The organism is Candidatus Sulfotelmatobacter sp. (assembly GCA_035504415.1).
GTDB lineage: Bacteria > Vulcanimicrobiota > Vulcanimicrobiia > Vulcanimicrobiales > Vulcanimicrobiaceae > Vulcanimicrobium.
The window spans coordinates 101480-126085 of record DATJRY010000003.1 but is presented as its reverse complement, the minus strand read 5'-3'; the positions used below and the strand labels follow the sequence as shown (position 1 = coordinate 126085).

Genomic DNA, 24606 nt, shown 5'->3' with positions numbered 1-24606 from the left:
CTCTCGTGTCCCGCAGCACACAGACCATACGACCACCTCCCTCTCCGGCGAAAGGTTTGTAGCGGATGAGTCAACCCTATCTCGGCAGCATCATGATGTTCGGCGGGAACTTCGCGATACGCGGCTGGCAGATGTGCAACGGCCAGACCCTCTCGATTTCCTCATACACGGCGCTGTTCTCCGTCATCGGCACCTACTACGGCGGCAATGGCGTGAGCACGTTCCAGCTCCCCAACATGCAGAGCCGAGTGCCGCTGCACCAAGGGACGGGTCTCGGGCTTTCAACGTACGTCATCGGCGAGATCGGCGGGACCGAGAACACCACGTTGCTCTACAACAACATGCCGATCCACACCCACACGGTGAACGCGGTGAGCTCGCTCTCGAACCAGATCACGCCGACCAACAACCTCCCGGGCGCAGAGCAGAACGGCCAGAAGCCGGAAATCTACTCCAACGCGACCGCCAACACGACGATGAACCCGAACATGATCGCGACGGCCGGCGGAAACGTGCCGTTCTCCATCATGCAGCCGTACCTATGCGTTACGTTCCTGATCGCCATGGTCGGCATCTTCCCCTCGCGGAACTAGAGAGGACGGTTCATGTACTATCCTCCTTACATCGCCACCATCGGCATGTTCGCCGGCAACTTCGCGGTCTACGGCTGGCAGTTGTGCAACGGACAGACGCTCGCGATTCAGACGAATACGGCCTTGTTCTCGGTCATCGGCACGTACTACGGCGGCAACGGGGTAAATACGTTTCAGCTTCCCAACATGCAGAGCCGTTTTCCGATCCACCAAGGCACCGGACTCGGCCTCTCGACCTACGTGATCGGCCAGGCCGGCGGGAGCGAAAACGTCGGCCTGTCGCTGAACAATCTACCGCGGCACAACCACCTGGTGAACGCGGTGAGCTCGCTCTCGAACCAGATCACGCCGACCAACCACCTCCCGGGGGCAGAGCAGAACGGCCAGAAGCCGGAGATCTACTCCAACGCCGCCACCAACACGACCATGAAGCCGACGATGCTCGGCAACGCCGGCGGCAACGTGCCGTTCGGCATCCAGCAGCCGTACCTGTGCATCTCGTTCGAGATCGCGTTGGTCGGCATCTTCCCCTCGCGCAACTGACGGCGCACCGAAGACGCACGGTCGCGAAGAGCGCGTCGGGCAGCCGCCCGGCGCGCTCTTCAGCTCCGCAGCAAGAAGCTGCGCTGGAGCAGCGCGATCGTGTTGCTCTCGGAGTCCTTCGCGTAGCCGAAACGGCCGACGTCGGCGATGTCGTTCACTTGCGCCACCTGGCCCTCGTTCATCGCCAGCGTCGTCATGACGTCGTCGATCCAGTCGACCTCGATCGTCGGGGTGGGCGCCTTGATCGGCTCGGCGCGCTGCACGATCGCCGCTTCGAGGCCGGGGCCGTCGAGCTGGGCGAGGTTGGTCACGATGTAGGGCACCGCCCCCGGCGTCGCGCGCAGCTCCCAGCCGAACAGTTCGCTGTAGAACACCGTCGCCCGCACGATGTCGTCGGCCGGCAGGTGCAGGTTGAGGAAGCGTCCCACGCCGGTCTCGCTCGCGCCGAGCCGCACCCCCGCGCGCAGCGCGAGGCCGAGCACGTTGCCTTCCGAGTCCCGCGCGTAGCGAAATTCGCCGCTGGCGCCCGGCTCGGCGTGGCCGCCCAGGCGCTCGAGCCGCGCGAGCGTCGCGTCGACGTCGTCGACCGCCAACACCGGGACCGGTTGTTTGACCGTCTCGGTACGCGCGATGATCGCCCCGGCGACCGCGCGGCCCGTGCCGCCCGGATCGGTCGCGTACGGCGTCGGCGAGTTGTCGTCGCGTATCAGCTCCCACCCGAAGACCTTGGTGTAGAACCCCGCTGCGCGTTCGAGATCCCGCGCCGGCAGGTGAAAGGCGACGATTCTTCCCACGCGGGACTCTACGGCTTCCGCGCTGGGCGTTACTGCTGCCCTACGGCGTGGCCGTCGGGCTCGGACTCGGGGGCGCCGGCGCGTCGTTGGCCAAGCTCCACAGGTTCAGCACCAAGATCGACTGCGGCACCTTCGCTTGCGGCTGCTTGTCGTGCGCCACGTAGCCCGGGCCCGGATTCGCCTTGCTCCCGAGCACGGTGTAGGTCGCGTTCTCGTGACACGAGATGCAGTTCGTCGTGCGCCCGAGGTTGGGCACCGGCACGTTCGTCGCGGCCGGCAGCGGCGCCCCCGCGGCGAGCGACGGCGGCGTCGGCGACGCGGGCGGCAGCGTCCCCGTGCACGGTCCGGGCGTCGCGCCGTTGCCTGGCCACGTGTTCGTCAAGAAGACGCAGCGCCCGAAGCCGGCCTCGAGATACGGGTTGAACGTGTAGCGGAAACGATTGCCGTCCTGCGTCCACCAGGCCGTCTTCGCGTCGAAGTGCGCGAACGGTCCGACCGCGCCGGGCAGCCCCTTCGCCAGCGGCTGATACCAGAACGTCTCCCACGTCCACACGTGCGGGTATTCGGCGGTCGCGACGTGCATCGCGACCAGCGCTTCGACCGAGCTGCCGGCGTCGAAGGTCTCGAGCGGGCAGCTGAACTTCGCGCTCGCGGTCGCTCCCAAGCGTGGGAAGCGCAGCCGGTGCAGGCGCGCGAACGTCGCGCGCGCGTTCTGCACGTTCTGGATCGTCTGCGCGTTTGCCGGCAGCGCGTAGAAATCGCTCAGCGGCACCACCTTCTCGGGCGTCGCCGTCGTCCAGTAGTGACCGGTGCCGTTCCCGTTCTCGTCGTAGGTGTTGACGCACACGTGCTCGGGCTTGGGCGTGTACCGCACGCCCGGCGGCACGACGACCACGATCGTCTTCCAGGTGTCCGGCCCCGGCGTGAAGATCGCGCTGGTCGAGCTCGGCGGAACGCTCAGACCCGGTCCGGCCCAGACCTGCAGCACCGTCGGCTTGGTCGTGTGCAGCAGCTCGTAGACGGGCTTGGTCATGATCGCGCGCGGCGAGATCGAGTCGGGGATCTCCGCGGTCCCTTGACCGATCAGCGCCGCCAGCTGTTGCCCGTTCGCGTACTGCCCGACGAACGAGGCCATCTCACGATTGTACTTGACCAGCGAGAAAACGTCGCTCGGCGCGAGCGAGGGCTCGTGGAAGAACTGTACCGGAACGACGAACGCGCGCCGCCCGGCCGGGTTCGGCTGCGCGGCGAGCGCGAAGTGCCCGCCCGGCGCGGGAGTCGGCGTCGCCTGAGAGGGGTTGGCGTTGTTGACCTGACAGTCCGGGGGGTTGTCCGGGAAGACGTCGCACGGCGAGTACCAGGTGTCGTAGGTCGCCAGCCGCACGCCGTCGACGCTCTGGTTGGTGCGCCGCGTCAGGCCGGACCAGATGCGCGCCGCGTGGGCTTGCGCGGCGGCGTCGTTCTGCGCGGTCGCGATCGCCGTGGCGGCTTTGGTCGAGATGTAGTCCGCCGGATCGATCGGGACGTAGGCGACGGCGGCCGGCGCCGCCAGCGCCGCCGGGCTGGTGGCGCCGTGGACGGCGAGCAGACCGGCGACGCCGCCGCCGAGCGCGCACGCGACGACGACGACGAACGTGAACGCAGCGCGAAGCACACCCATACGACCCTCCTCGAAAGCAGCGTTTTTCTCAGCCTACCATCCGGCCGCCGGCTCGACCACCGACAACGGGTTGTCCGAGTCGAGGGGTCCCGCGGCCCGGTGTCCATGCCCTTCGAGCCGGGCGGCAGGCACCCGCCTACGGACACGCGGAAGTCTCTGCCGGGGGGTAGGCAATGGTACCTTCGGGTGTAGGTGAAGCGCTGCGTTCGCTCGCGTGTGGCGGCGAGCCGCTCGCGCCGGCGCTGCGAGCCGTTCTCGAAGCGGCGTTCGCGACCGATCTCCGTGCGGTCCGCATCCATCACGACGCGCGCACGGATCAGCTCGCGCAGGCGTTGCAAGCCGACGCGTTCGCGTGCGGCGCGCACGTCGTCGTTCGCTCGCGCTGCTTTGCGCCCGACACGGATGCGGGACGGCTGCTGATCGCGCACGAGATCGTGCACGTCTTGCAGCAGGCGCGCCGTCGACCAGCGCCGGATCGTACACACCCGCCGCGCGTCCTCGACTCGCCCCTCGCGGAACGGTCCGCCGACGCGCTCGGTGCACGCGCGCTGCACGGCGGGCTCGTCGTCGGCGGCGCGAGCTCGACGCCGCCCGCCGGCCTGAGCGACGTCATCCAGCGCCACGTCTCGTACGAGCACCGTCTACTCGGCGACGGGCCCACGCCGGACCTGATCGAGATTTCGACGCACGGGTCCCGTCGCGACGCGATCCTCGCGAACCAGATCGCGCTGCTCCAGAAATGGCAGTACAACCCGGACAGCGTCACCGAGCGCGACGTCCAAGCGCTCTCGCCGTGGATTCGCACGCTGCGCTTGGGACCGGACAACGTTCTGGTCACCTATGGTGAGCTCAACGCGCTGCCCGACTACCTCTCGAACCCGATCGCGCTCGACACGTTGCCGGCGGCGATCACGGTGCCGGTCTTGCAGTGCATTCGACAAGAGGGTTACAACCAGCTCACGCTGCTGCGGAGCGGGAGAAACCCGAACGTCACCTTCGCGCGCGCGGCGGCGGCGCCGTGGAAGCTGAGTATGGTCAACGCGTTGGTCGAGACGATGGCGCTCGACAGCTTGACGTTCGGCCTGGGAATCAACGGGTCCGACCACTACCAGGGTCTGCTCGCGCGCAACGCCTGCCACTTCGCGCCGTTCTCGTGGTACCGCTGGCAGGCGAATCACATCATCGCGCGCGACCTCGCCCGCCGTGCCCACAACGCGCCCGACAGCGGCGAACGCGCTCGGCTCACGCACGACGCCTGGGTCTTCCATGGCTATGCGGATCACTTTCTCCAGGACTCGTTCGCCGCCGGCCACCTCGTGAACAAGACGCTCGTGATGCAGTGGTTCGTCGAGTGGGCCGCCGGCCAATCGCTCTTACCGGTCGCCGATTGGGACCGCATCAAGAACATGACGGCGAAGCAGCAACCGGGGCTGGCCGGGTCGCAGCTGTACGATCCGAACGGGATGGGTCCCTCGAACGATCCGCAGACCGCCGACGAGCAGCTCACCTTCTACGGACGCCTTGCAGCGACCGGAATCGCCGGCGCCGGCGACACGTACCAGCAATTCCTCACGTTCATGACCAGCGCGGCCGCCCAGCTCGCTTCGGCGAGCCTGCACGACCATTACAACGCCACCTCGGCCTGGGTCAGCTCGTTGGCGACGCCGACGCCCTACGAAGTCTGGGGCGACGACACGCTCCTGACGGGCGCCAACGGCCGCAACGGGGTGCAGGCGACCAGCAGCACCGCGCATCTCTCGCAGCAAGCGCTGCTCGACATCCTCGCCAACGGCTCCTCGAGCATCACCACCGAGGCGATCCGGCGGCACTTCCCCAATCGCGCGGGCTCGAGCAGTACGAACGTGACCGACTTGCGCACGTGGAACGAACAGCAGAAAAGCTTCGCGTTCAACTCCTTCTCGAACTTCGTGCCGACCCTCAAGACGCTGCTGACGCGCTTCGCCTCGCCGCGGCTCGGGATTCCCTCGCGCGACTTCGATTTCTCGGAGGTGTGGAACACGAGCTTGCCCGACACGCGTTACAAGCCCGTCGAGGTCTTGCTCTACCGATGAGCGCGATGCTGCTGGGCACGAACGGCTTCGCGCTCGAGCTCGATCCGCTCACCGGCGCGGTGCGCCACAAGCTGCGCGTGACCGACGCGATCGGGATCGGCGACTATACGACCGCGGTGACGGCCGACGGCAGCCGGCTGTACGTCGGCGTTCACGGCTACGTCTACGCGATCGCGCGCAACGACTGGTCGCGCCCCGCCTGGACGACGGGCGTCGGTGGAACCGGCAAGTTCGAGCCCACTGCCGTGCTCATCCAAGGCGCGCGGCTCTTCGCCTGCTCGAACGGCTACCTCTACGAGCTCGATCCGGGCAACGGCAGGATCGTGCACGAGCTCTTGCTCGGCAGCAGGTTCGGCACCGGGGACTACCGCCCGAGCCTGGCGAGCGACGGTCGTTCACTGTTCATCGGCATGCACGGATACGTCTACGGCTTGGATCTCGGCGACTGGCGCCGAGCCCGCTGGGACGTCGCCGTCGGCGGCACCGCCGCCTACCAGCCCGTCAACGTCGTCTTCGCGCAGCAGCGGATCTTCGCCGGCAGCAACGGCTACGTCTACCAGATCTCGACCGGCGGCAAGATCGAGCACAACCTGCTCGTCAGCAGCCGCGTCGGCGTCGGCGACTACACGACGCGCGTCGCCGCCGACGAGAAGTTCGTGTACGCCGGCGTTCACGGCTACGCGTACGGTATCGACCGCAACGACTGGAAGCGCGCGAGCTGGAACCGGGCCGTGTCCTCGACCTGGCCGCGCGTCGACGTCTTGCCTTTCGCCGACCGGCTCATCGTCGGCAGCAACGGCTACCTCTTCGACCTCAATCCGCGGGACGGGGCGATCGGCCGCAGCGTGCTCTTGGCGAGCCTCTTCGGCGTGCCGGGCGGCGACTACGAGACCCGCTTGGCAACCGACGGCTACAACGTGTACGCGGGCATCCACGGCTATGCGTACCGGGTGCTCGTTCTGCAGGGACCGACCGGTTTCGCCGCCGCGGCGGCGGGTCCGTCGGGCGACTTCCACGCCTTCATCGTCAGCGAACAGGCCCTCGTGTTTCACACGCAGCGCAACGGGAACGGTTCGTGGACCCCGTTCGAGAGCATCACCCCGTCGGGGCCTCCGCATACGAAGCTGCTCGTCGCGGCCGCGACCTTCTCCGACGAGCGCGTCAACGGGCTGCTCATCGACCAGGCCGGCACGCTATGGCATTCGATCCGCCAGAAGAACGGCAAGTGGGACGCGTGGGGCGACGTTCAGGCGCAGGTGCAGCGCGCCGGTCATCCTTCGATCGGTCAGATCAGCTACGTCACCGGCACTACCGACGTGCGCGGCAACCTGTGGGTCGTCGCGCTGGATGCGCTCCGCCGGCCGTGGCTGACGCGACGCGACGGGAACGGCAGTTGGCCCGATCCGTGGCTCGACGTCAACGGCGCGCTCGAACGCGGCGCCGGTACCGCACTGGGTCCGGTCGTGCTCGTCGCGGCGGCGGCCAGCCATGCCGGCGACCTCCACCTGATCGCGCTCGACCAGGACGCGCGGCTCTGGCACGCCCAGCGCCTCGCGAACGGCACCTGGTCCGCGCCGTGGCGCGACGTCGACGCGCACGTACCGGGTGCGAAGCTCGGGCGGTTGCGCTTCGCCGCGATCGCCTGCGACAACGCCGAGCTGCACGTGGCGGCGATCGATCAGCGCGGCGCGCTGTGGCACACGATCCGGCGGACGACCGGGGCCTGGGACGCGTGGGGCAACGTGAACGGCGCGATCGGCGGCGAACGCCTCCCGACGCTCGATCGCAGCGTACAAACCGCCGTCGCGTTCGACGGGAACCGCTTCTTGCACGTCCTTGCCGTCGACGAGCCGGCCGGCCTGTATCACGCGATGCGCAACCCGAACGGCAGCTGGCCTGACGGGTGGATCAACGTCCTGCAAGCGCGGCGCTAGCCGCCCGTCTACTGCTCGACGAAGTCGGGGTATTCGTGGGCCGCGAACGGGTCGTCGGGCGGCCACAGCGGTATCTGCTCGTCCCACGGGGTCGGCTCGCGCTCGGTCCGCGGCACCTCGGCCTCCTTGGCCACGTGGTGCAGCGTGACCAGCGTCTCGACGTGGCCGGTCTGCGGGAACATGTCGAACGGCTGCACCACGCCGAGCTTGTACCCGTGCTTGGCGAGATAGGCCAGGTCGCGCGCCAGCGTCGCGGGGTTGCACGAGAGGTACCAGATGTTCGGGACCGGCACCGACGCGATCGCGTCGAGCGTGGCGGCGTCGCTGCCCTTGCGCGGCGGGTCCAGGAACACGATCTCGGCGTTCGCCAGTGCTTCTTTCCCGTGCTTGTTCGCGACGGCGCCCTCGACGCGGCCTTCAACGAACACCACCCGGGCCTCGACGGCGTTGGCCGACGCGTTCTCGCGCGCCTCACGCACGGCGGCCGGGTTCTCCTCGACGCCGACGACCTGCGCGCCGCGCGAGGCGAAGTAGATCGCGAACGTTCCGGCGCCGCAGTACAGATCGACGATGGTGCGGCCCGGCTTGACCCCCGGCGCCAAGAAGCGGAAGATGCGCCCGACCATCTCGCTGTTGACCTGGAAGAACGAGGCCGGCGAGACGCGGTAGCGCACGCCTTCGATCGTCTCTTCCATCTCGCGCTGGCCCCAGGGGTAGAGCATCCTGCGGCCCAGCACGGCATTCGCGGTGCGCGGCTCGAACGAGTTCGAGATGCCGACCACGCCGCGCACGCGGCGCGCGATCGCCGCGGCCTGCTGCGCGATCGCCGGCGACTGGCGCTCCGTGGTGATCGAGAGCACGGCTTGCCCGGTCGCCGCGCCGGCGCGCACGATAGCGTGCTTGGCGTTCGCGAACGCTTCGCGCGAATCGGCCGCGCGCGCCGCGTCGTACAGGCCGCCGATGGCGGCGTCGAGCTGCGGCAGGACGACCGGACAGGTGTCGATGCGGACCAGCGCGTGCGAGCGCGCCTGATAGAAGCCGAACACCGTCTCGCCGGCCTGGTGGTCGACCACCAGCGCCATCTTGTTGCGGTAGTTGCGCGGGTGCGTCATCCCGACCGCGCGCTGCACGACGACGTCGGTGAAGCCGCCGATGCGCCGCAGCGCGCTGCGCACGATCTGCTCTTTCCACGCCAGTTGCGCCGGGTAGGCGAGGTGCTGGACCTGGCAGCCGCCGCACACGCCGAACACGCCGCAGAACGGCTTGACCCGCATCTCCGACTGCGACTCGTACGCCACCACCTCGCCGACCCCGTACTTCGGCTTGACCTGGGTGACCCGCACCCGGGCCCGCTCGCCGGGCAGCGGCCCGTTCACGAACACGACCAGCCCGTTGATCCGGCCGACGGCCTGCCCGTTGGCGAGCAAATCGGTGAACCGAACCGACGCAACGGTGCCCGGCACGAGCCCGGACACGGTGCGAGGCGGCCGAAGGGCCACTAGGTGGGCTTCTTCTCGTCGAGCGCCTTGATCAGCCGGTTGGCTTCCTCGATGAGGGTTTGGATGCGCTCCGTCGTCTCGTCGGCGGCGGGAGCGCGGCGCATCGTCGCGCGCAGCGCGACGAACGTCAGCGCGGCGGACGCCCCGGCGATGCCGAGCCACACCAGCGTGCGGGCGAGCGGAAAGCTCGACGGGCGCGACGCGGCGATCTCGGGGTTCGGGGCGGCGGTCTGTTCGGTCACCCGCGTGGCTTCGGCGCCGACCGCGCCGACTCCCTAACCGACGGCTACGGCGTCGACGTCGGCCGCTTCGAGCTCGCGCTTCTCGGTGCCGGTGATGATCTTGGCCAGGTCGAGCAGGATGATCAGACGGTCCTCGATCTTGCCGACCCCGCGGATGTACTCGGTGTCCACGCCCGTGATCATCTCCGGCGCGTCTTCGATCGCGTCGGTGGGCAGGCGCAGCACCTCGGAGACCGAGTCGACCACCATGCCGACCCGCTTCGCGCCGATGTCGGTGACGACGATGCGGGTGTTCTTGGTGTGCTCGGCACGCGGCATGCCGAAGCGCGTCCGCAAGTCGATGATCGGAATCAGCTGCCCGCGCAGGTTGATCACGCCTTCCATGAACTGCGGCGCACGCGGCACGTGCGTCACGGCCACCATGCGATTGATCTCCTGCACTTGAGCGATCTCGACGCCGTACTCTTCCGAGCCCAGCTTGAACGAGACGACCTGCACGGTCTCAGACACGATTACCACACTCCGGTTCAACGGCGCTCCGCCCCTGGCTCCGCGCCCCCCACGCCTGCGGCGCGGGGCCCCCATGCGCGGAAGCCCGGCGGCATGCCGAAGAGGCTCGATTCCCCCAGGGGGCTTCCAACAACATATCGGCAGCTTTTGCCGAGGAGTCCAGGCGGACAACCATAGCCTTACACGCCCGAGAACTCGGCGCGGGTGACCCGGCCGCCGCCGTAGGCGCTGGCGACCAGCGAGTGGACGTCGATGATCAGGGAGATCGAGCCGTTGCCCAGGATGGTCGCGCCCGAGATGCCGGCGATGCGGCCGATGACGTCGGAGAGGGGCTTGATGACGATCTCCTGTTCGCCCTGGAACGAGTCGACGACCAGCCCCACCTGGCGGCCCTGCAGCCCGACGATGACGATCATGACCTTGTCGGGGTCGCGCGGGGCGTCGAGGCGGAAGAACTCGCCGACCCTGATCAGCGGCACGACCTGGCCGCGCAGCGTGATGACCTCGCCGCCGTGGACGGTCCGGACCTCGCCGGCCTCGATCCGCTGCGACTCGATGACCGCGTCGAGCGGGATCGAGTACAGCTCGTCGGCGACGCGCACCAGCAGGGCCTGGATGATGGCCAGCGTCAGCGGCAGCTTCATGGTGAACTTCGTGCCTTCGCCCTGCACGGAGTCGACGTCGAAGACGCCCTTGAGCCGCAAGATGTTCTTCTTGACCACATCCATCCCGACGCCGCGGCCGGAGACGTCGGTGATCTGATCGGCGGTCGAGAAGCCCGGCGTGAAGATCAGCTCGATGATCTCGCGATCGGTCAGCCGGTCGTTCTCGGTGATCAGGCCCAGGCGGATGCCCTTCTCGCGGACCCGCGCCAGATCGATCCCGCCGCCGTCGTCGGCGATCTCGATGATGACCTGGTTGCCTTCGTGGTAGGCGTTGAGACGGATCGTGCCGTGGCGCGGCTTCCCGCGCGATTCACGGACCTCGGGCGGCTCGATGCCGTGGTCGACGCAGTTGCGGACCAGATGCATCAGCGGTTCGCCGACCTCGTCGACGATCGTCTTGTCGAGGTCGGTCTCGGCACCGGCGATCTCGAGGTGGATCTCCTTGCCGCGCGCCTTGGCCAGGTCGCGCACCATCCGCGGGAAGCGGTCGAAGACCTGCCCGATCGGCACCATGCGGACCTTCATGATGCTCTCTTGGATCTCGTTGGTCGTGCGCGCCAGGAGCGCGGACGACTCCGAGAGGTCCTTGGCCAGCTGCGAGAGGCCGTTGTCGGAGCGGCCGTTGCCGCCCAGCTCGCGGCCCAGCGTCCCCGCGATGTCCGAGATGCGGGTGCGGTTGATGACCAGCTCGCCGACCAGGTTGAGCAGCATGTCGAGCCGCTCGATGTCGACGCGGATCGTCTGGTTCTTGGTGGCGGCGCGCTTGGCGTCACCGTTCGCGGAAGCGGGCGCCGCGGACGCCGCCGCGGGGGCCGGGGCGGGCGCCGCCGGTTCGGCCGGCGCCTCGGGCTTGGGTGTGACGGCCTTGGCGGCCGGTTTGGCGGGGGCTGCCGCCGGCTTCTCCGGCGCGGCCGGCTTGGCCGCGCTCGCGGCGGCGAACAGGGCGTCCACGGCGGCCTGCGCGGCGTTCACGTCGACCGGTTCGCTCGCCTCGGCAGCCGGCGCCGGAACGGCCGGCGCGGGAGCGGCCGCGGGGCCTCCCTGCGTCGCGGCGGCCAGCAGTCGTTCGACTTCGGCCTCGAAGGCCGCCACCTGGGCGGCGTCGAGCGGGATGAGGTGCTCGTCGTGCTCTTCGACGGTGGGACGCGGTCCCTCGATGGCCTGCGCGGTCGAGTCGTAGACGGCCGCGAAGTCGTCCAGGCGCGTGACGTAGTCGTCGACCCCGGCGGGGGCCGCTTCGCCCTCGTCGACCGCCGCGCGCACCAGCGCGGTCAACATGTCGCGGCCTTCGAACAGCAGGTTGATCCCGCTCTCGGTGAGCGGCATGCGGTCTTTGCGCAGCAGGTCGAAGACGTTCTCGAGCTTGTGCGCGACCTGCTGGACTTCTCCGAACTCGAGCATCCCCGCGCTGCCCTTGATCGTGTGCAGCGCGCGGAAGAGCGAGTTCACGATCTCGGCGTCGATCGTCCCCGTATCGACGAACTGCTCGAGCCGCAGCAGATCGGCGTCGATCGCTTGCAGCAGCTCGTCCGTCTCGTCACGGAAGTACTGGATGAACTCGGAGCGGTCGAAGAAGTCGTTCATGTCCTACCCGCCGAGGGACTCGGCGTGGGTCCTCAGTCGTCGACGCCGAAAACCGAGAGCAGCGGTTGGAGCGACCCGGTCTCCGGAATCAGGATGAATTGGCCCGAGACGGCCTTGTCCTTGTCGAGGAACTGCGACTCGATCAGGAACACGTCCTGATCGGGCAGGATCGACATCAGCGTGCGGAACGCCGCCTGGATCGTCCCGTACGAGAGCGTCGGCACCGACGGGAGCAAGTTGATCCCGGTCAGCGAGATCAGCGCGGTCAGGTACGAGCCGGCGATGATGTTCCCGAGCTCCTTGAGCGTCGAGTCGACGATCGAGTCGAAGATCTGGATGTCGCCGATGATGCGCTTGATGAAGACGTTGACGAACTCGAGCGCCTGATCGCGGTCGAACAGCACCACCATCTGCCCGGGCGCCTCGCCCCGCACGTACATGTGCAGCGCCGCCACGGTGCGATCGCCGGTTCCCACCCGCGTCGAGAGGTCGCGGAACTTGAGCACGTCGATGGTCGGCTCGGAGAGCTTGACCGTCGTGTTCAGCAGCTGCGAGAGCGCGGTCGCCGCGTGGCCGGCGCCGATGTTGCCGACTTCCTTGAGCGCGTCGCGCTGGATCTCGCTGAGCGTCAGCGGAGGCGTCATGCCAGCACCTTCTGGATGGTCTCCAGAATCTTGGGCGGCTGGAACGGCTTGGTGATGAACGACTTCGCCCCGGCCTGGATCGCCTCGACGACCAGCGCCTGCTGACCCATCGACGTGCACATGATGATGCGCGCGTTGGGATCTTGGGCGACGATCTGTTTGACGGCCGTGATTCCGTCCATCTCCGGCATCACCATGTCCATGGTGACCAGGTCCGGGCTCAGCGCCTTGTACTTCTCGACCGCCTCGAGGCCGTTCTGCGCCTCACCGACGACCTCGTAGCCGTTCTTGCTGAGGATCCCCTTGATCATCATCCGCATGACGACGGCGTCGTCGACGATGAGCACTCGCTTCCCCGACATCCTTGTGTCCTACTGCCCTCTCAAGCCAGGCCGCGGCTGCGCCGCTCGGCTTGACGCTTGTTGATGAACTCCATGATCGCCCGGTCCTCCTCGGGTTTGACCCCGTGGAAGCGCAGCCCGAGCGAGAGTTTTTTCGTGGTTTCGATATTGGCGGTCCGCATGACTTCACCGAGTAGGGTCAGCGGCGTACTGGTGGTGCTGACCGCAAACCGGACCTCGACCGAGGTCCCCTTCTTCACCTCCCGATCCACGATCAACGAGGCGCCCGAGCGACTGATGTCGGTGAGGGAGGCACGGACGTACTCGCCCGACCCCTTCCCACCCGGAGCGAAGCGCCACTGGGCCGGGACCGTGGCGTCGAGACGGACGGCGGAGCGCTTCTGCGCCCCGCTGAAGAGTTGGATCGTCTCGATCCGTGAGGGGACCGAGAATTGCGCGTGCGCGCCCCGCACCCCCGAGCACCGGCTCGAGAAGCGAAAACGGCCGTGGGCGTTCTGGTACGAGAAGACCACGGTCTGGCCTGCCGCCAGGCCCGGTAAACCGCTGATGGTCAGCCCCTTGGGGTTGACCGACTCGACACAGACCGACCCGCGGGGACCGTTGCCGGTCGTCGCGACGTCGACGAAGGTGTTGACCTGCGGCAGTTTGAGCTTGATCTGCTGCGAGAGGGGCTTGGGGCCCAAGCCGAGCATCCGGAGCATCGCTTATACCGGCGATCCCGCCACCGCCGGCTCGTCGGTCGTCGAGACCTGGCCGATCGACTCGACCCGCAGGCCGGGGGCGATCTCGCTGTAGGACAGCACGACCAGCGAGGGCGCGGCGCGTTCGGTGAGCCGCTTGAGGGCCAAACGGGTCGAGGGGGAGGTCAGCACGATCGGCTGCAGGCCGGTCTGCTGGGCCGTCTGGATCTGGCGGGTCAGCGAGTTGTAGATCTTCGCCACCGTCCCCGGGTCGAGCAGCGCGTAGGCGTCCTCGCCGCGGCGGACCGCCTCGGCGAGCAGCGACTCGAGTCGTGGGTCGACGGTGATGACCGAGAGCATACCGTTCTCAGCGTACTCGGCGCAGATGTGGCGCGCCATCGCCGCGCGGACCTTTTCGGTCAAGAAATCGATATCTTTCGACTGCCGCGCGCCGTCGGCGAGGTTCTCCAGGATCAGCAGCAGGTTGCGGATCGGAATGCGCTCGCGCAAGAGGTTCTGCAAGACGCGCTGCACTTCGCCGACCGTGAGCAGACTCGGGATCAGCTCTTCGACGACGACGGGGTAGTGCTGCTTGACGTTGTCGAGCAGCGCGCTCGTCTCTTGGCGTCCGAGCAGATCGGGTGCGTGGCCGCGGATGATCTCGGTCAGATGCGTCGCGATGACCGAGGTCGGATCGATGACCGTGTAGCCGGCCAGCTCGGCGTCGCCGCGCGCGCTCTCGGCGATCCACAGCGCGGGCAGCCCGAAGGCAGGCTCGGTGGTCGGGATGCCGTCGATGCCGTTGGTCGCGGTGCCGGGATTCATCGCGAGCAAGCGCGAGACCATGACCTCGGCGCGCGCGACCTCGAGCCCGTAGATCTTCACCACGTACGTCGAAGGCTTGAGCTGCAGGTTGTCGCGCACGCGAATCGGCGGGACGACGATGCCCAGCTCGCGCGCGGCGTGACGGCGGATCATCGTGATGCGCTCGAGCAGGTCGCCGCCCTGCGAGACATCGACCAGCGGGATCAGGCCGAAGCCGATCTCCAGCTCCATCGGATCGTACGAGAGCAGCGGCACGACCGACTCGGCCGGCTTAACCGCGGGCTGCGCGGTCGAACCGCTGACGCCCGGCGCGCCCGGCTTGCCGCCGACACCCTTGGTCTCCGCGGCTTTCATGAGCCGCTGCTGCGAGCGCGAGCGCAAGAACAGCAAGAACAGGACCGAGGCCATGATCAGCATCGCCCACGGCGGCAGACCGAAGAAGGCGAAGATGATCAGCAGGCCGGCGGCGATCGCCAGCGCGCGCGGATCCTGGACCAGCTGCTTGGAGAGATCGTGGCCGAACGATCCTTCGGCGGCGGCGCGGGTGACGATGATACCGGTGGCGGTCGAGATCAACAGCGCCGGGATCTGGGTGACGATACCTTCACCGATCGTCAGCAGCGTGAATCGCTGCAGCGCTTCGACCACCGTCATCCCCTGTTGGAAGATGCCGATGAAGAAGCCGCCGATGATGTTGACGAAGACGATGATGACGGCCGCGACCGCGTCGCCGCGCACGAACTTCGACGCACCGTCCATCGCGCCGTAGAAGTCGGCCGCGCGCTGGATGTCTTTGCGCCGCTGGCGCGCTTCGGCCTCGGTGATGAGGCCGGCGTTCAGATCGGCGTCGACCGCCAGCTGCTTGCCGGGCATCGCGTCCAAGGTGAAGCGCGCTGCGACTTCGGCGACGCGCCCGGCACCGTTGGTGATGACGACGAACTGGATGACGATCAGGATCGCGAAGATGACGATGCCGACCGCGTAGTTGCCGCCGACGACGACGTTCCCGAACGCCTCGATGACTTGCCCGGCGTAGCCGTGCAGCAAGATCGAACGGGTGCCGGTGATGTTGAGCGAGAGCCGGAACAGCGTGACGATCAAGAGCAGCGTCGGGAAGACGCTGAAGGCGAGCGCGTTCTCGGTATACAGCGTGGTCAGCAGGATGACCAGCGCCATCGCGATGTTGACCGAGAGCAGCAGGTCGAGCACCCACGGCGCGACCGGGATGATCATCAGGACGACCAGCAACACCGAAGAAGCGGCCACCCAGACGTGCGAAGTCGACGCCAGGCGGTCGAGCAGGTTCGGACGCGGTGATGCGGCCGTCGCCACTAGGTCACGGTCTCCACGTTGCTACTACCATCGGCGAATTGGCGCCCCGACGTAAGCGCGCCGGCACCGGCCCGGCGTTCTCTTTTCGTTCGGCGGGGCCCCGCTTGGTATGCGGTCATGCGATCGTCCGGTGCTTGAGCTTGTAGACAAAGGCGATGACCTGGGCGACCGCCGCGTAGAGATCGGCCGGGACCGGCGAATCGAGCTCGACCTTGGCGTACAGGGTCCGGGCCAGGGCCGGGTTCTCGACCAGCGGCACCCCGTGCTCTTTGGCCAGCTCGCGGATGCGCCGGGCCATCAGGTCGGCGCCCTTGGCCGTCAGCAGGGGCGCGTCCATCGTCAGCTCGTCCCACTCCAGCGCGACCGCGAAGTGGGTCGGGTTGGTGACCACGACGGTCGCCTTCGGAACGGCCGCCATCATGCGACGGCGCGCCATCGCCCGCTGCCGCTGCTTGAGCGCTTGCCTAGCCTCCGGGTTGCCTTCCGATTGCTTCTGTTCGTCCTTGACCTCGGTCTTGGTCATCTTGAGCGAGGTCTCCAAACGCCGGCGTTCCCAGACGTAGTCGACGATGCCCAGCAAGAGCAGCAGGATGCCGACCTTGATCCCGATGCCGAAGACGATGCCCTCGATGGTGGCCAAGATGTCGTGCGGCGCGGCGCTCGCCAGTCCGGCGAGCACGGGGACGTTGTCCTTGATCCCCATCCAGCAGATGAAGATGACGATCGTCAGCTTGAGCGCCTGCTTCGCGAACTGAACCAGCGTTTGCGCCGAGAAGAAAATGCGCTTGAACCCGGCCAGCGGGTTGAGCTTGCCGAATTTGGGGCGCAGCAGTCCCGGCGAGAACAAGAAGCCGAACTGGAGGAGGTTGGCGAGCACCGCCAGCACGAGCGCCGAAAAGAACGCCAGCGCGATCAAGCCCGTATACGGCATCGCGGCACGCACGAACAGCCCGGCGATGGAGCGGACCGTCAGCGTGTCGGGCGAGCCCGCGTTCGAGATCGCGATCGTGAAGGCGGTCATGCTCGAGCCGACGGCGTGCATGAACCCGACGTGCAGCGCCGTAACGATCGCGATGAAGATCGCCGAGCCGCCGATGTCCTGCGAGCGCGCGACTTGACCGCGCTCGCGGGCCTCGTGGCGGCGTTTGGGTGTCGGTTTTTCGGTGGCTTCGGGACGTGCCATTACGGTTGCGGCCCCAGCGCGCGCAGGACCGTGTCCATCTCGCGACTCGACTGGTCGACCAGCGCCGGGAACACGTTGCCCATGATCGGGATCGAAATGATCAGCATGATCAGACCGGTGCCGATTTGCAGCGGGAAGCCGACGACGAACATGTTCATCTGAGGCGCCACGCGCGCCATCAAGCCGAGCATGACATTGACCAGGAACAAAGAGACCGCGACCGGTGCCGCGATCTGCAGCACGACCAGCAACGCCCCGGTGAAGAAACCCATCACATCGCCCGTCAGCAGCTGCGGCGTCGCGGCGTAGGGGAGCGGGACCAGGTTGAACGAGCGCGCGATGCCCGCGATCAGCTGGTGGTGGCCGTCGATCGCCAGGTAGAGCAGGGTCGCCAGCGTCAGCTCGTATTCACCGATGATGGTGACGCTCTGCGAGGTCTGCGGGTTGATGACGTTCGCGATCGCGAAGCCGATCTGCAAATCGATGACCTGACCGGCGAACTCGATCCCGGTGAAGAGCAAAAAGGAGACGAAGCCGAACACCAGGCCGACGAAGAGTTGCGCGAAGACGGCCACCGTCAAAGGGCCGAGTTGCATGACGCCCACCGTCGGGACGGTCGAGGCCAAGACGAACGTGAACATGAGCCCGATCGCGAAGCGCAGCTGGCGCGGCAACTGCTGCTGCGAGAAGATCGGGACCATCGCCAGCATCGCGCTGACCCGCACCAACACCAAGATCAGCGTCTCGAAGCGCGGCAGGGTGAGCCCGAAGAGGTTGAAGTCCGCGGTCACTGGGTGAAGGCCGGTAGGTTGCTGAAGACGCGGTTCGCGAAGTCGGTCAGCAGCGCCAGCATGAAGGGACCGAACAGCAAGATCGCGATCGCGACGACGACGATCTTCGGAATGAAGGCCAACGTCGGCTCCTGGATCTGCGTGACCGCCTGGAACACCGAGATGATGAGCCCGGTGATCAGCCCCAGCAGCAGCGCCGGCGCGGTGACCAAGAGCGCCACCACGATCGCTTCGCGCCCCAGCGAGAGTGCCGTCGCGTAGGTCATCGCGCTACTTGAAGCTCGCGAAGAGGGCCTGGACGGTGAGGTTCCAACCGTCGACCAGCAAGAAGATCAGGATCTTGAACGGCAGCGAGATCAAGACCGGCGGGATCATCATCATACCCATCGAGAGCAGCACCGAGGCGACGACCATGTCGATGACGATGAACGGGATGTAGATCGCGAAGCCGATCTGGAAGGCCGTCTTCAGCTCGCTGATGACGAACGCCGGGACGAGGATGTAGGTCGGGACGTCCTTCTGGGTGGCCGGCCGGGTCTTCTCCTTCGAGAGCGTGTAGAACAACGCGATGTCCTTCTCGCGCGTTTGGCGGAACATGAACGCGCGCAGCGGCACCTGCGCCTCGTCGAGCGCTCGGGTCTGCGATATCTTGCCGCCCAGGTACGGCTGCAGGGCGTTCTTGTTGATGTCCTGGATGACCGGGTTCATCACGAAGAACGTCAGCAGCAGCGAGAGGCCGACCAGCACCTGCGTCGGGGGGACGGTGTTGGTCCCCATCGCGGTGCGCACGAACGAGAGCACGACGACGATCCGGGTGAACGAGGTCATCAGGATCAGGATCGTCGGCGCCAGCGTCAGCACCGTGAGCAGCAAGAGGATCTGCAACGAGAGCGCGACGTCCGAGGGTTTGGTCGCGGGGCTCACGCCCAGGTTGATGCGCGGGATCGGGACGGTCGGCGCGGTCGGTGCCGATTGGGCGAACGCCGGCATCGCCAGCGCGAAGAACGCGAAGACGGCGGCGAGACTACCAAGAAGCAGGAACGTACGGCGGTTCACGGTCGGCGAAATCTCTGCATGAGACGAAGCAGCGCATCCCGCTGCTCCCCGAGCGCCTTCCGTTGCGACTCGATATAGGGCTCGACGGCGTCCGGGGGGACGTCGGCGATGTGGGTCACTCCGGCGGTTCCTCCGCCCACCAAGTAGTATCGGTCGCCGACCTTCAGGACGTGAACGGTCACGTGCTGCCCCAAATAGGTCGACTCGACGACCGTTACCAGGCGCTTCCCGGCGGCCGCCACGATTCGGCCGCGGTTGAGCAGCCGGACGCCGTAGGTCAGCGCGAGCAGCATCAGAGCGACCAGTAGGAGCGCCCAGACGTAGGTGAGCGCGACGCTCATCTCAACGCACCTCCGGCCGGCAGGCCGGTCAAACCTTGTCGACGACCGGGTTGAGCTCGCTGATCTTGACCGCGAACTTGTCGTCGACGACGACCACCTCGCCCCGCGCGATCAAGATGCTGTTGACGTAGAGATCGATCGGGTCGGTCGAGAGCTTGTCGAGCTCGAACACGCTGCCAGTCTGCATCGAGACGACCTCGCGCAGCGAGAGCTCGGTCTGGCCGAGCACCGCCGAGATCTCCAGCGGCACGTCGTGGACCAGGTCGAGGTTGGCGTGGCCCGGGGCGGGCGCGCGCACCGGGGTGGGCGCCATCGCGGTGAAGCTGACCGGCTGGCCTTCCTGGACCGGCGCGCTGCGACGGGCCGGCGGCGGAGCGGGGGCGGCGACCGGCTCGGGCGCGGCGGGCGCCGTCGCGGCCTCGAGGCGGTGCTGCGCGAGCACGTCGAAATCGAGCGTCAGGGCCGTCACGAAGCCGTCACCCAGCTCGAGCGCGGCCATGTACGTCACGAACGGCGGCGCCGGGAACGCGCCGGCATCGGCGGCGACGGCGGACTCGATGCCGTTGCTGTCGGCACGAGCGAGGGTCGAGAGCGCTTCGCCCATCGCGCTGGAAACCTGGACCACCGTCTCGGCGATGATCGAAAGCTGCATCGCGTCGAGCTCGCCGCCTTCGCTGGTGGTGCCGAGCATCAGCTCGACCACCTGCGCGAGGTCGCGCTTGGGGTACCGGGCGACGAACGCGAGGTCGGCCGAGGGGACGCGCGTGACGGTCGCGACGACGTCGGGCTCGACGCGGATCGAGGACTCGCTCTCGGTCTGCTGGGCCGGTCCGGCGGTGACGTTACGCCCCGCGAGCGTCCCGAACACTGTGGCGGCGGAGGCGAACATGGCGTCGGCCAAGGGACGCAAGGTATCGGACACCGCTACTCCTCGTTCTCGACGATGTGGGAGACGCGCACCGCGAGCTTGTCGCGGTTGACGCCGGGGAACACCTTGAACTTCTCGCGCTCGTTGACGGTCACGGCCAGCGGCTGATCGACCGGCTTGTCGAACAGCACCAGGTCGCCGGGCTGCAGCGCGATCAGGTCGCGCAGCGAGACGACGGTGCGGCCCAGCTCGACCTTGACGTCGACCGGCGCGCGCTCGACGTTGCGGGCCAGCTGCGCGATGTCTTCTTCGGTGACGCCGCGGCCGGCGACGACGGTCGGCGACCACTGGAAGTCGGAAAGCTGCGGCCCGATCGACTGCAGCACCAGGTACGGCAGGCAGAAGTTCATCACGCCGGCCATGTCGCCGACCTTGAGCTCACACGAGACGAAGGCGACGATCTGATCGAGCGGGATGATGCGCGGGATGAACTGTGGGTTCGAGTCGAGCGCTTCGATCTTCAGCGAGAGCGTCAGCAGGTAGTTCCACGACTCGCGATAGCTGTTGAGCATGCGGGCCATGAAGCGCTGCATCAGCGTGCGCTCGATGTCGGTCAGGTCGCGGAGCTTCTGCGGGTACCAGCCGGGGCCGCCCAGCAGCCGGTCGATGATCGAGAACACCAGGTTGAGGTCGACCTGGACGATCCCCGAGCCCGGCAGCGGGTCCATCGAGTAGATCGAGAGGATCGACGGAATGCCGATCGAGGCGATGAAGTCGCCGTAGCTGATCTGCTCAAGCGAGACGATCGTCGCCTCGACCCGCGTGCGCAGGTAGACCGAGAGCGAGTTGTTGAGCAGCCGGGTGAAGTTGTCGTGCAGCGTGCGCAGCGTCTGCAGCTGGTTGTTCGAGAACTTGTCCAGCCGCTTGTTGAAGCGGAAGTCGAACGACTTGACCTTGCGCAGATCGCTGGCCTGCGTCCCCGGTTCGGGGGCGGCCAGCTGATTGACCAGCGCGTCGATCTCTTCTTGCGAGAGCATGCTCACGGGGTCGAATTCCCCTCGTTGCCGTTCAGGATCACGACGTCCGTGCGGCGATTCTGCTGGCGGTGTGCGTCGGTGTCATTGGGATACTTGGGCCGGTACTCGCCATAGCCTGCGAACGAGAGGCGGGTTGGCGGAATCTTGTCGTGCTCGACGAGGTAGCGGGTGACGTTCGTCGCGCGGGCCGCGGAAAGCTCCCAGTTGGTCGGATAGATCGAGGTGGCGATCGGCACGTCGTCGGTGTTGCCTTCGACCCGCACGTCGTTGCGCACGTGGCGGATCTGGCCGGCGACGTCGTCGAGCAGCGCCTTCGTTTCCGGTCGCAGCTCGGCCGAGCCGGAGTCGTAGTACGCCTTGTCGCTCAGCAGCGTGATGGTCAGCCCTTGCTTGGTGATCTGGGTCTGCACCTTGGACTGCAGGTTGCGCTGCGCGATGTAGCGGTCGAGCTGGCTCTTGACCGCGGCCATGTTGGCCTCTTCGGTCTGGCCCTTGTCGCTCCCGATCGTGCCGCCGTTGGGCGGGTTGTTGATCGCGTCGGTGCTGTTGAAACCGCCCGAGATCTGGCGCGCCAGCCGCTGGAACTTCACGCTCGAGATGGTCGAGATCGCGAACAAGATGATGAACAGCGCGAGCAGCAGGGTGATCATGTCGGCGTACGTGAGCAGCCACCGCATCATCCCCGCGGTTTCCATCTTGGATTCGCCCTGCGCGCGCCGGAGGCGCGAGCGGGTCTCTCCTCCGGTCGCCGCCATAGGTTATGCGCCCGCCAGTCCCGGCTCCGGGACGCCGCCGCCGGCCTCGATCTCCGTCTCGCGCTCGTCCGGATCGAGGAAGGCGTGCAGCTTCTCCTCCAGCAGGCGCGGATTGTCGCCGGCCTGGATCGAGAGGATGCCTTCGATCATGATCTCGCGCAGCAGCAGCTGCTGGCCGGCGCGCTCCTTGATCTTCGAGGCGATCGGGATCCACAGCAAGTTCGCCAGCGAGATGCCGAAGAACGTCGCGACGAACGCCTGCGCGGTCGCGATGCCCAGCGTGCCGGCGACGTTGCCCGAGCCGCTCAGCGAGCCCAGGCTCTTGAGCATCGCGATCAGACCGAGCACGGTGCCGATGATGCCCAGCGTCGGCGAGTAGCCGCCCATCGTCATGAAGACCGCTTCGGCCTTGCTGTTGCGCTCCTGGACGAAGGCGACTTCGGTCTCGAGGATCTTGCGGATGATGTCGGTGTCGCGCCCGTCGATGACGAGCTGAATGCCCTTGCGCATGAAGTCGTCTTCGAGCGCGGCCGCCTCGTTCTCGAGCGCCAGCAGCCCTTCGCGGCGCGCCTTCTCGGCGAACGAGACGAGCGTCGCGATCACTTCGCGCTCGTGGTAGATCGGCTCGGTGAAGGCGGTACGGAAGCCCAGCGTGATGCCGCGCCAGAACGTCTGCAGGGGGAACGAGACCAGCGTCGCGCCGACCGTGCCGAGGAAGACCAGCAAGAACGCCTCGTAACGCGCGAAGATGATGCGGCCGTCGACTTGCCCGATCCAGGCAGACAGAAAGAGCCCGCCGATGGCGAGCACGAGGCCTAAGATCGTCGCGAAATCCAAGGTACAGCCTTTCCGATAGGGCAACCGGAAACGGGAGAGCTCTCAGGGTAGCTATCGGCCCTACGGCGTGCGGGATTGAGCCCGTGTGACGGAGGCCACGCCCGCTTGCCTTCCGCTTCGGCGAGGCAGGCGCCGAGCCTGCGGTGACCTCAGCGCCCGGTCGGCGCGCCCTCGGGCCCGTGGATCCGCCGCTTGAACTCGATGATCTTCTCGCGGATCTCTTCCATCGAATCCCGCACCAGGAGCTTGTTGCCCGAGGTCAGGGTCACGACCGTGTCCGGGGTCGCTTCCAGCGACTCGATGAGATCCGGGTTGACCATGATGGCTTGGTTGTTCAGCCTACGAAGCGCGATCACAGCGGCCTCCTTTCCTTAGAGATCGTCCGTTTCCAACGATAGCACGAGCCCGGCGCCGCCGTCCCTCGGCCGGAACACAGAATCCGTCGTGCCAGCAGCCTCGGTTGTCTTAGTCGACCACCTAGTGGGCGCCAATCGTCGACTCTAAGTACGCCCGTGCTGGCGGCGCGAGAACATTGCCATGCACCCTCTTCATCGTCAACACTTGCAATTTCGTCATTCGACGCAGATCAGATGGTTGGATGTGCTGCGCGTCTTCCGGGCTCAATCGAGCAAGGGCGGCTGGCGGCAGCAGCCAGCTCGCGATCTGTGGCTTATTTGCCAATAGTTTCCGCATGAGCGACCGTAAAGCCGAATCGTCGAGCGTAGCAGCCGAAAGGAGTTTGCCCAGTTCAGGATCCCGATTGCTGAGTGCCTCAATCGCATCCACGAAATGCGCCGGCCAGCACCCGCAGCGCAGGTGGGTCAGCTCCATGAGCCGTTCGAGCAGCACCGCGCGCCCGAGCGCTCGTGTAGGCCCAGCCTCCACGGGTAACCGCGCGAAAGTCTCCCGCACATCTCGGATCAACTCGAGTTCGGCGCGAAACACAGACGGTGGCGGCGGCTCATTGAGAAGCTCGCGCGCGCGAAGCACCGCCTTGGTCAGGATGCCGTCATGATCGAACGCAATCGAGCTCGAAGCAAGACGCCGAATGGTCACCGCTCGCCGGGGCGCTTCCAATTCAGCGCGCAAAGACCGGGGCGTCTCAATCATTACGTGCAAAACGTACCCCGCCTCCGCAAAGAGGAGCTCGGACGGCGGCGGTCCCTCTGCGACTGCGATCACGTCGATGTGTCTGCCTTGCTGCTGCTTGGAGCTTCCGAATGCCCAAGTCAACGCGATGGGCGCCTTGTCGAGCGCGCGCGACACGCCTTCAATGATGTCCGCGACGTCGAGACGTTTTCTCACGGCCTTCCTTCTCCTAGAGTGGCTGCTCAGAACTGCCAACAGTGATGTCCTTGGAGACTGATACGCACCCAAAAGGCGGCGGCCGATATCCCACCGACGCCTATTAGAGCTCCTGCGATGGTGGCCACTCGGGGCCAAAACGTTTGATTCGGCAGGACGAAGCGCGTTAGAACGTAGGCAATGCCCAGCGCGAGGAACAACACGAGCGGGTTTTCCGCAAGTACCAGGCTGCCCAACACGAGCCCGAACGTGAAGTCGCCACTTGCCGTTCCACAGTGTGCCCCCGAACTCACCATCACTGCTGCCTCGGCAGCTTGCAGATACGTGGATATGCCGAGTACGGCCAAACATGACCGCCATCGGACTCCTTGATCTCCGAGCACAGTAACGGACGCCGCGGTAGCGGTCACGATCAGCGCAACATCGAAACGCGCGAAGTCCGTCCAATATGAGGTTTCGAGACCGTACGTGAGTCGCGTCAGGATCAAGGTAGA

At 66.9% G+C, this 24606-nt stretch carries 25 protein-coding genes; 4 read left to right on the top strand and 21 right to left on the bottom strand.

Going from position 1 to position 24606, the window contains the following annotated elements:
* Positions 1 to 65: 65 nt before the first annotated feature.
* Together VMD91_00790 and VMD91_00785 are read left to right on the top strand one after the other, a co-directional pair.
* Positions 66 to 593, top strand: a complete 528-nt coding sequence (locus tag VMD91_00790; GenBank protein ID HTW82583.1) for a tail fiber protein — start codon at positions 66 to 68, stop codon at positions 591 to 593.
* Between the two features lie 12 nt (positions 594 to 605).
* Entirely contained in the window at positions 606 to 1136 is a 531-nt protein-coding gene (locus tag VMD91_00785) for a tail fiber protein (protein ID HTW82582.1), read from the top strand.
* 59 nt (positions 1137 to 1195) lie between these two features.
* Here VMD91_00785 and VMD91_00780 read toward each other — a convergent pair whose 3' ends face one another.
* Together VMD91_00780 and VMD91_00775 are read right to left on the bottom strand one after the other, a co-directional pair.
* On the bottom strand, positions 1196 to 1930 hold the full coding sequence (locus tag VMD91_00780; GenBank protein ID HTW82581.1) for a VOC family protein: 735 nt from the start codon (positions 1928 to 1930) through the stop codon (positions 1196 to 1198).
* Positions 1931 to 1970: 40 nt separating this feature from the next.
* Positions 1971 to 3590: a hypothetical protein gene (locus VMD91_00775; GenBank protein ID HTW82580.1), complete on the bottom strand. Its 1620-nt coding sequence runs from the start codon at positions 3588 to 3590 to the stop codon at positions 1971 to 1973.
* A gap of 173 nt (positions 3591 to 3763) precedes the next feature.
* Here VMD91_00775 and VMD91_00770 point away from each other — a divergent pair, with 173 nt between their 5' ends.
* Positions 3764 to 5662, top strand: coding sequence for a DUF4157 domain-containing protein (locus VMD91_00770; GenBank protein ID HTW82579.1), 1899 nt, complete (start codon positions 3764 to 3766; stop codon positions 5660 to 5662).
* Positions 5659 to 7596 (top strand): hypothetical protein, encoded by a 1938-nt coding sequence (locus VMD91_00765; protein ID HTW82578.1) that lies wholly within the window; start codon positions 5659 to 5661, stop codon positions 7594 to 7596. Before VMD91_00770 ends, VMD91_00765 begins: the two co-directional genes overlap by 4 nt.
* 8 nt (positions 7597 to 7604) lie before the next feature.
* Here the strand turns inward: VMD91_00765 and rlmD are convergent, their stop codons facing one another.
* The 19 genes from rlmD to VMD91_00670 all read right to left on the bottom strand — a co-directional run bounded on the left by rlmD (position 7605) and on the right by VMD91_00670 (position 24112).
* Positions 7605 to 9071, bottom strand: a complete 1467-nt coding sequence (rlmD, locus tag VMD91_00760; protein ID HTW82577.1) for a 23S rRNA (uracil(1939)-C(5))-methyltransferase RlmD — start codon at positions 9069 to 9071, stop codon at positions 7605 to 7607.
* A gap of 23 nt (positions 9072 to 9094) precedes the next feature.
* Positions 9095 to 9337: a hypothetical protein gene (locus VMD91_00755; protein ID HTW82576.1), complete on the bottom strand. Its 243-nt coding sequence runs from the start codon at positions 9335 to 9337 to the stop codon at positions 9095 to 9097.
* Between the two features lie 33 nt (positions 9338 to 9370).
* Positions 9371 to 9847 (bottom strand): chemotaxis protein CheW, encoded by a 477-nt coding sequence (locus VMD91_00750; GenBank protein ID HTW82575.1) that lies wholly within the window; start codon positions 9845 to 9847, stop codon positions 9371 to 9373.
* A 179-nt stretch (positions 9848 to 10026) separates the two neighbouring features.
* The gene (locus VMD91_00745) at positions 10027 to 12096 is read right to left on the bottom strand and encodes a chemotaxis protein CheA (GenBank protein HTW82574.1); all 2070 of its coding nucleotides are present in this window, start codon (positions 12094 to 12096) and stop codon (positions 10027 to 10029) included.
* A 32-nt stretch (positions 12097 to 12128) separates the two neighbouring features.
* Positions 12129 to 12740, bottom strand: coding sequence for a chemotaxis protein CheC (locus VMD91_00740; GenBank protein HTW82573.1), 612 nt, complete (start codon positions 12738 to 12740; stop codon positions 12129 to 12131).
* The gene (locus tag VMD91_00735) at positions 12737 to 13102 is read right to left on the bottom strand and encodes a response regulator (GenBank protein HTW82572.1); all 366 of its coding nucleotides are present in this window, start codon (positions 13100 to 13102) and stop codon (positions 12737 to 12739) included. The genes VMD91_00740 and VMD91_00735 overlap by 4 nt, the downstream gene beginning before the upstream one ends.
* Before the next feature lie 20 nt (positions 13103 to 13122).
* Entirely contained in the window at positions 13123 to 13803 is a 681-nt protein-coding gene (locus VMD91_00730; protein ID HTW82571.1) for a PilZ domain-containing protein, read from the bottom strand.
* 3 nt (positions 13804 to 13806) lie between these two features.
* Positions 13807 to 15939, bottom strand: a complete 2133-nt coding sequence (gene flhA / locus VMD91_00725) for a flagellar biosynthesis protein FlhA (protein ID HTW82570.1) — start codon at positions 15937 to 15939, stop codon at positions 13807 to 13809.
* A 115-nt stretch (positions 15940 to 16054) separates the two neighbouring features.
* A complete protein-coding gene (gene flhB, locus VMD91_00720; GenBank protein ID HTW82569.1) occupies positions 16055 to 17122 on the bottom strand; it encodes a flagellar biosynthesis protein FlhB in 1068 nt (355 codons plus the stop codon).
* Entirely contained in the window at positions 17122 to 17913 is a 792-nt protein-coding gene (gene fliR, locus VMD91_00715; GenBank protein HTW82568.1) for a flagellar biosynthetic protein FliR, read from the bottom strand. The genes flhB and fliR overlap by 1 nt, the downstream gene beginning before the upstream one ends.
* Complete coding sequence (gene fliQ / locus VMD91_00710; GenBank protein ID HTW82567.1) at positions 17910 to 18179, bottom strand: flagellar biosynthesis protein FliQ; 270 nt, start codon at positions 18177 to 18179, stop codon at positions 17910 to 17912. Before fliQ ends, fliR begins: the two co-directional genes overlap by 4 nt.
* A 4-nt stretch (positions 18180 to 18183) precedes the next feature.
* Positions 18184 to 18969: a flagellar type III secretion system pore protein FliP gene (gene fliP, locus VMD91_00705; protein ID HTW82566.1), complete on the bottom strand. Its 786-nt coding sequence runs from the start codon at positions 18967 to 18969 to the stop codon at positions 18184 to 18186.
* Entirely contained in the window at positions 18966 to 19310 is a 345-nt protein-coding gene (locus tag VMD91_00700; protein HTW82565.1) for a flagellar biosynthetic protein FliO, read from the bottom strand. The genes fliP and VMD91_00700 overlap by 4 nt, the downstream gene beginning before the upstream one ends.
* Positions 19311 to 19338: 28 nt before the next feature.
* A complete protein-coding gene (fliN, locus tag VMD91_00695; protein ID HTW82564.1) occupies positions 19339 to 20232 on the bottom strand; it encodes a flagellar motor switch protein FliN in 894 nt (297 codons plus the stop codon).
* A 2-nt stretch (positions 20233 to 20234) separates the two neighbouring features.
* The gene (gene fliM, locus VMD91_00690; protein HTW82563.1) at positions 20235 to 21215 is read right to left on the bottom strand and encodes a flagellar motor switch protein FliM; all 981 of its coding nucleotides are present in this window, start codon (positions 21213 to 21215) and stop codon (positions 20235 to 20237) included.
* Positions 21216 to 21217: 2 nt separating this feature from the next.
* Positions 21218 to 21910: a flagellar motor protein MotB gene (locus tag VMD91_00685; GenBank protein HTW82562.1), complete on the bottom strand. Its 693-nt coding sequence runs from the start codon at positions 21908 to 21910 to the stop codon at positions 21218 to 21220.
* A gap of 63 nt (positions 21911 to 21973) precedes the next feature.
* A complete protein-coding gene (locus tag VMD91_00680; GenBank protein ID HTW82561.1) occupies positions 21974 to 22807 on the bottom strand; it encodes a motility protein A in 834 nt (277 codons plus the stop codon).
* A gap of 149 nt (positions 22808 to 22956) precedes the next feature.
* Complete coding sequence (locus tag VMD91_00675) at positions 22957 to 23163, bottom strand: flagellar FlbD family protein (GenBank protein ID HTW82560.1); 207 nt, start codon at positions 23161 to 23163, stop codon at positions 22957 to 22959.
* Positions 23164 to 23284: 121 nt separating this feature from the next.
* A complete protein-coding gene (locus tag VMD91_00670; protein ID HTW82559.1) occupies positions 23285 to 24112 on the bottom strand; it encodes a hypothetical protein in 828 nt (275 codons plus the stop codon).
* Positions 24113 to 24606: the final 494 nt, after the last annotated feature.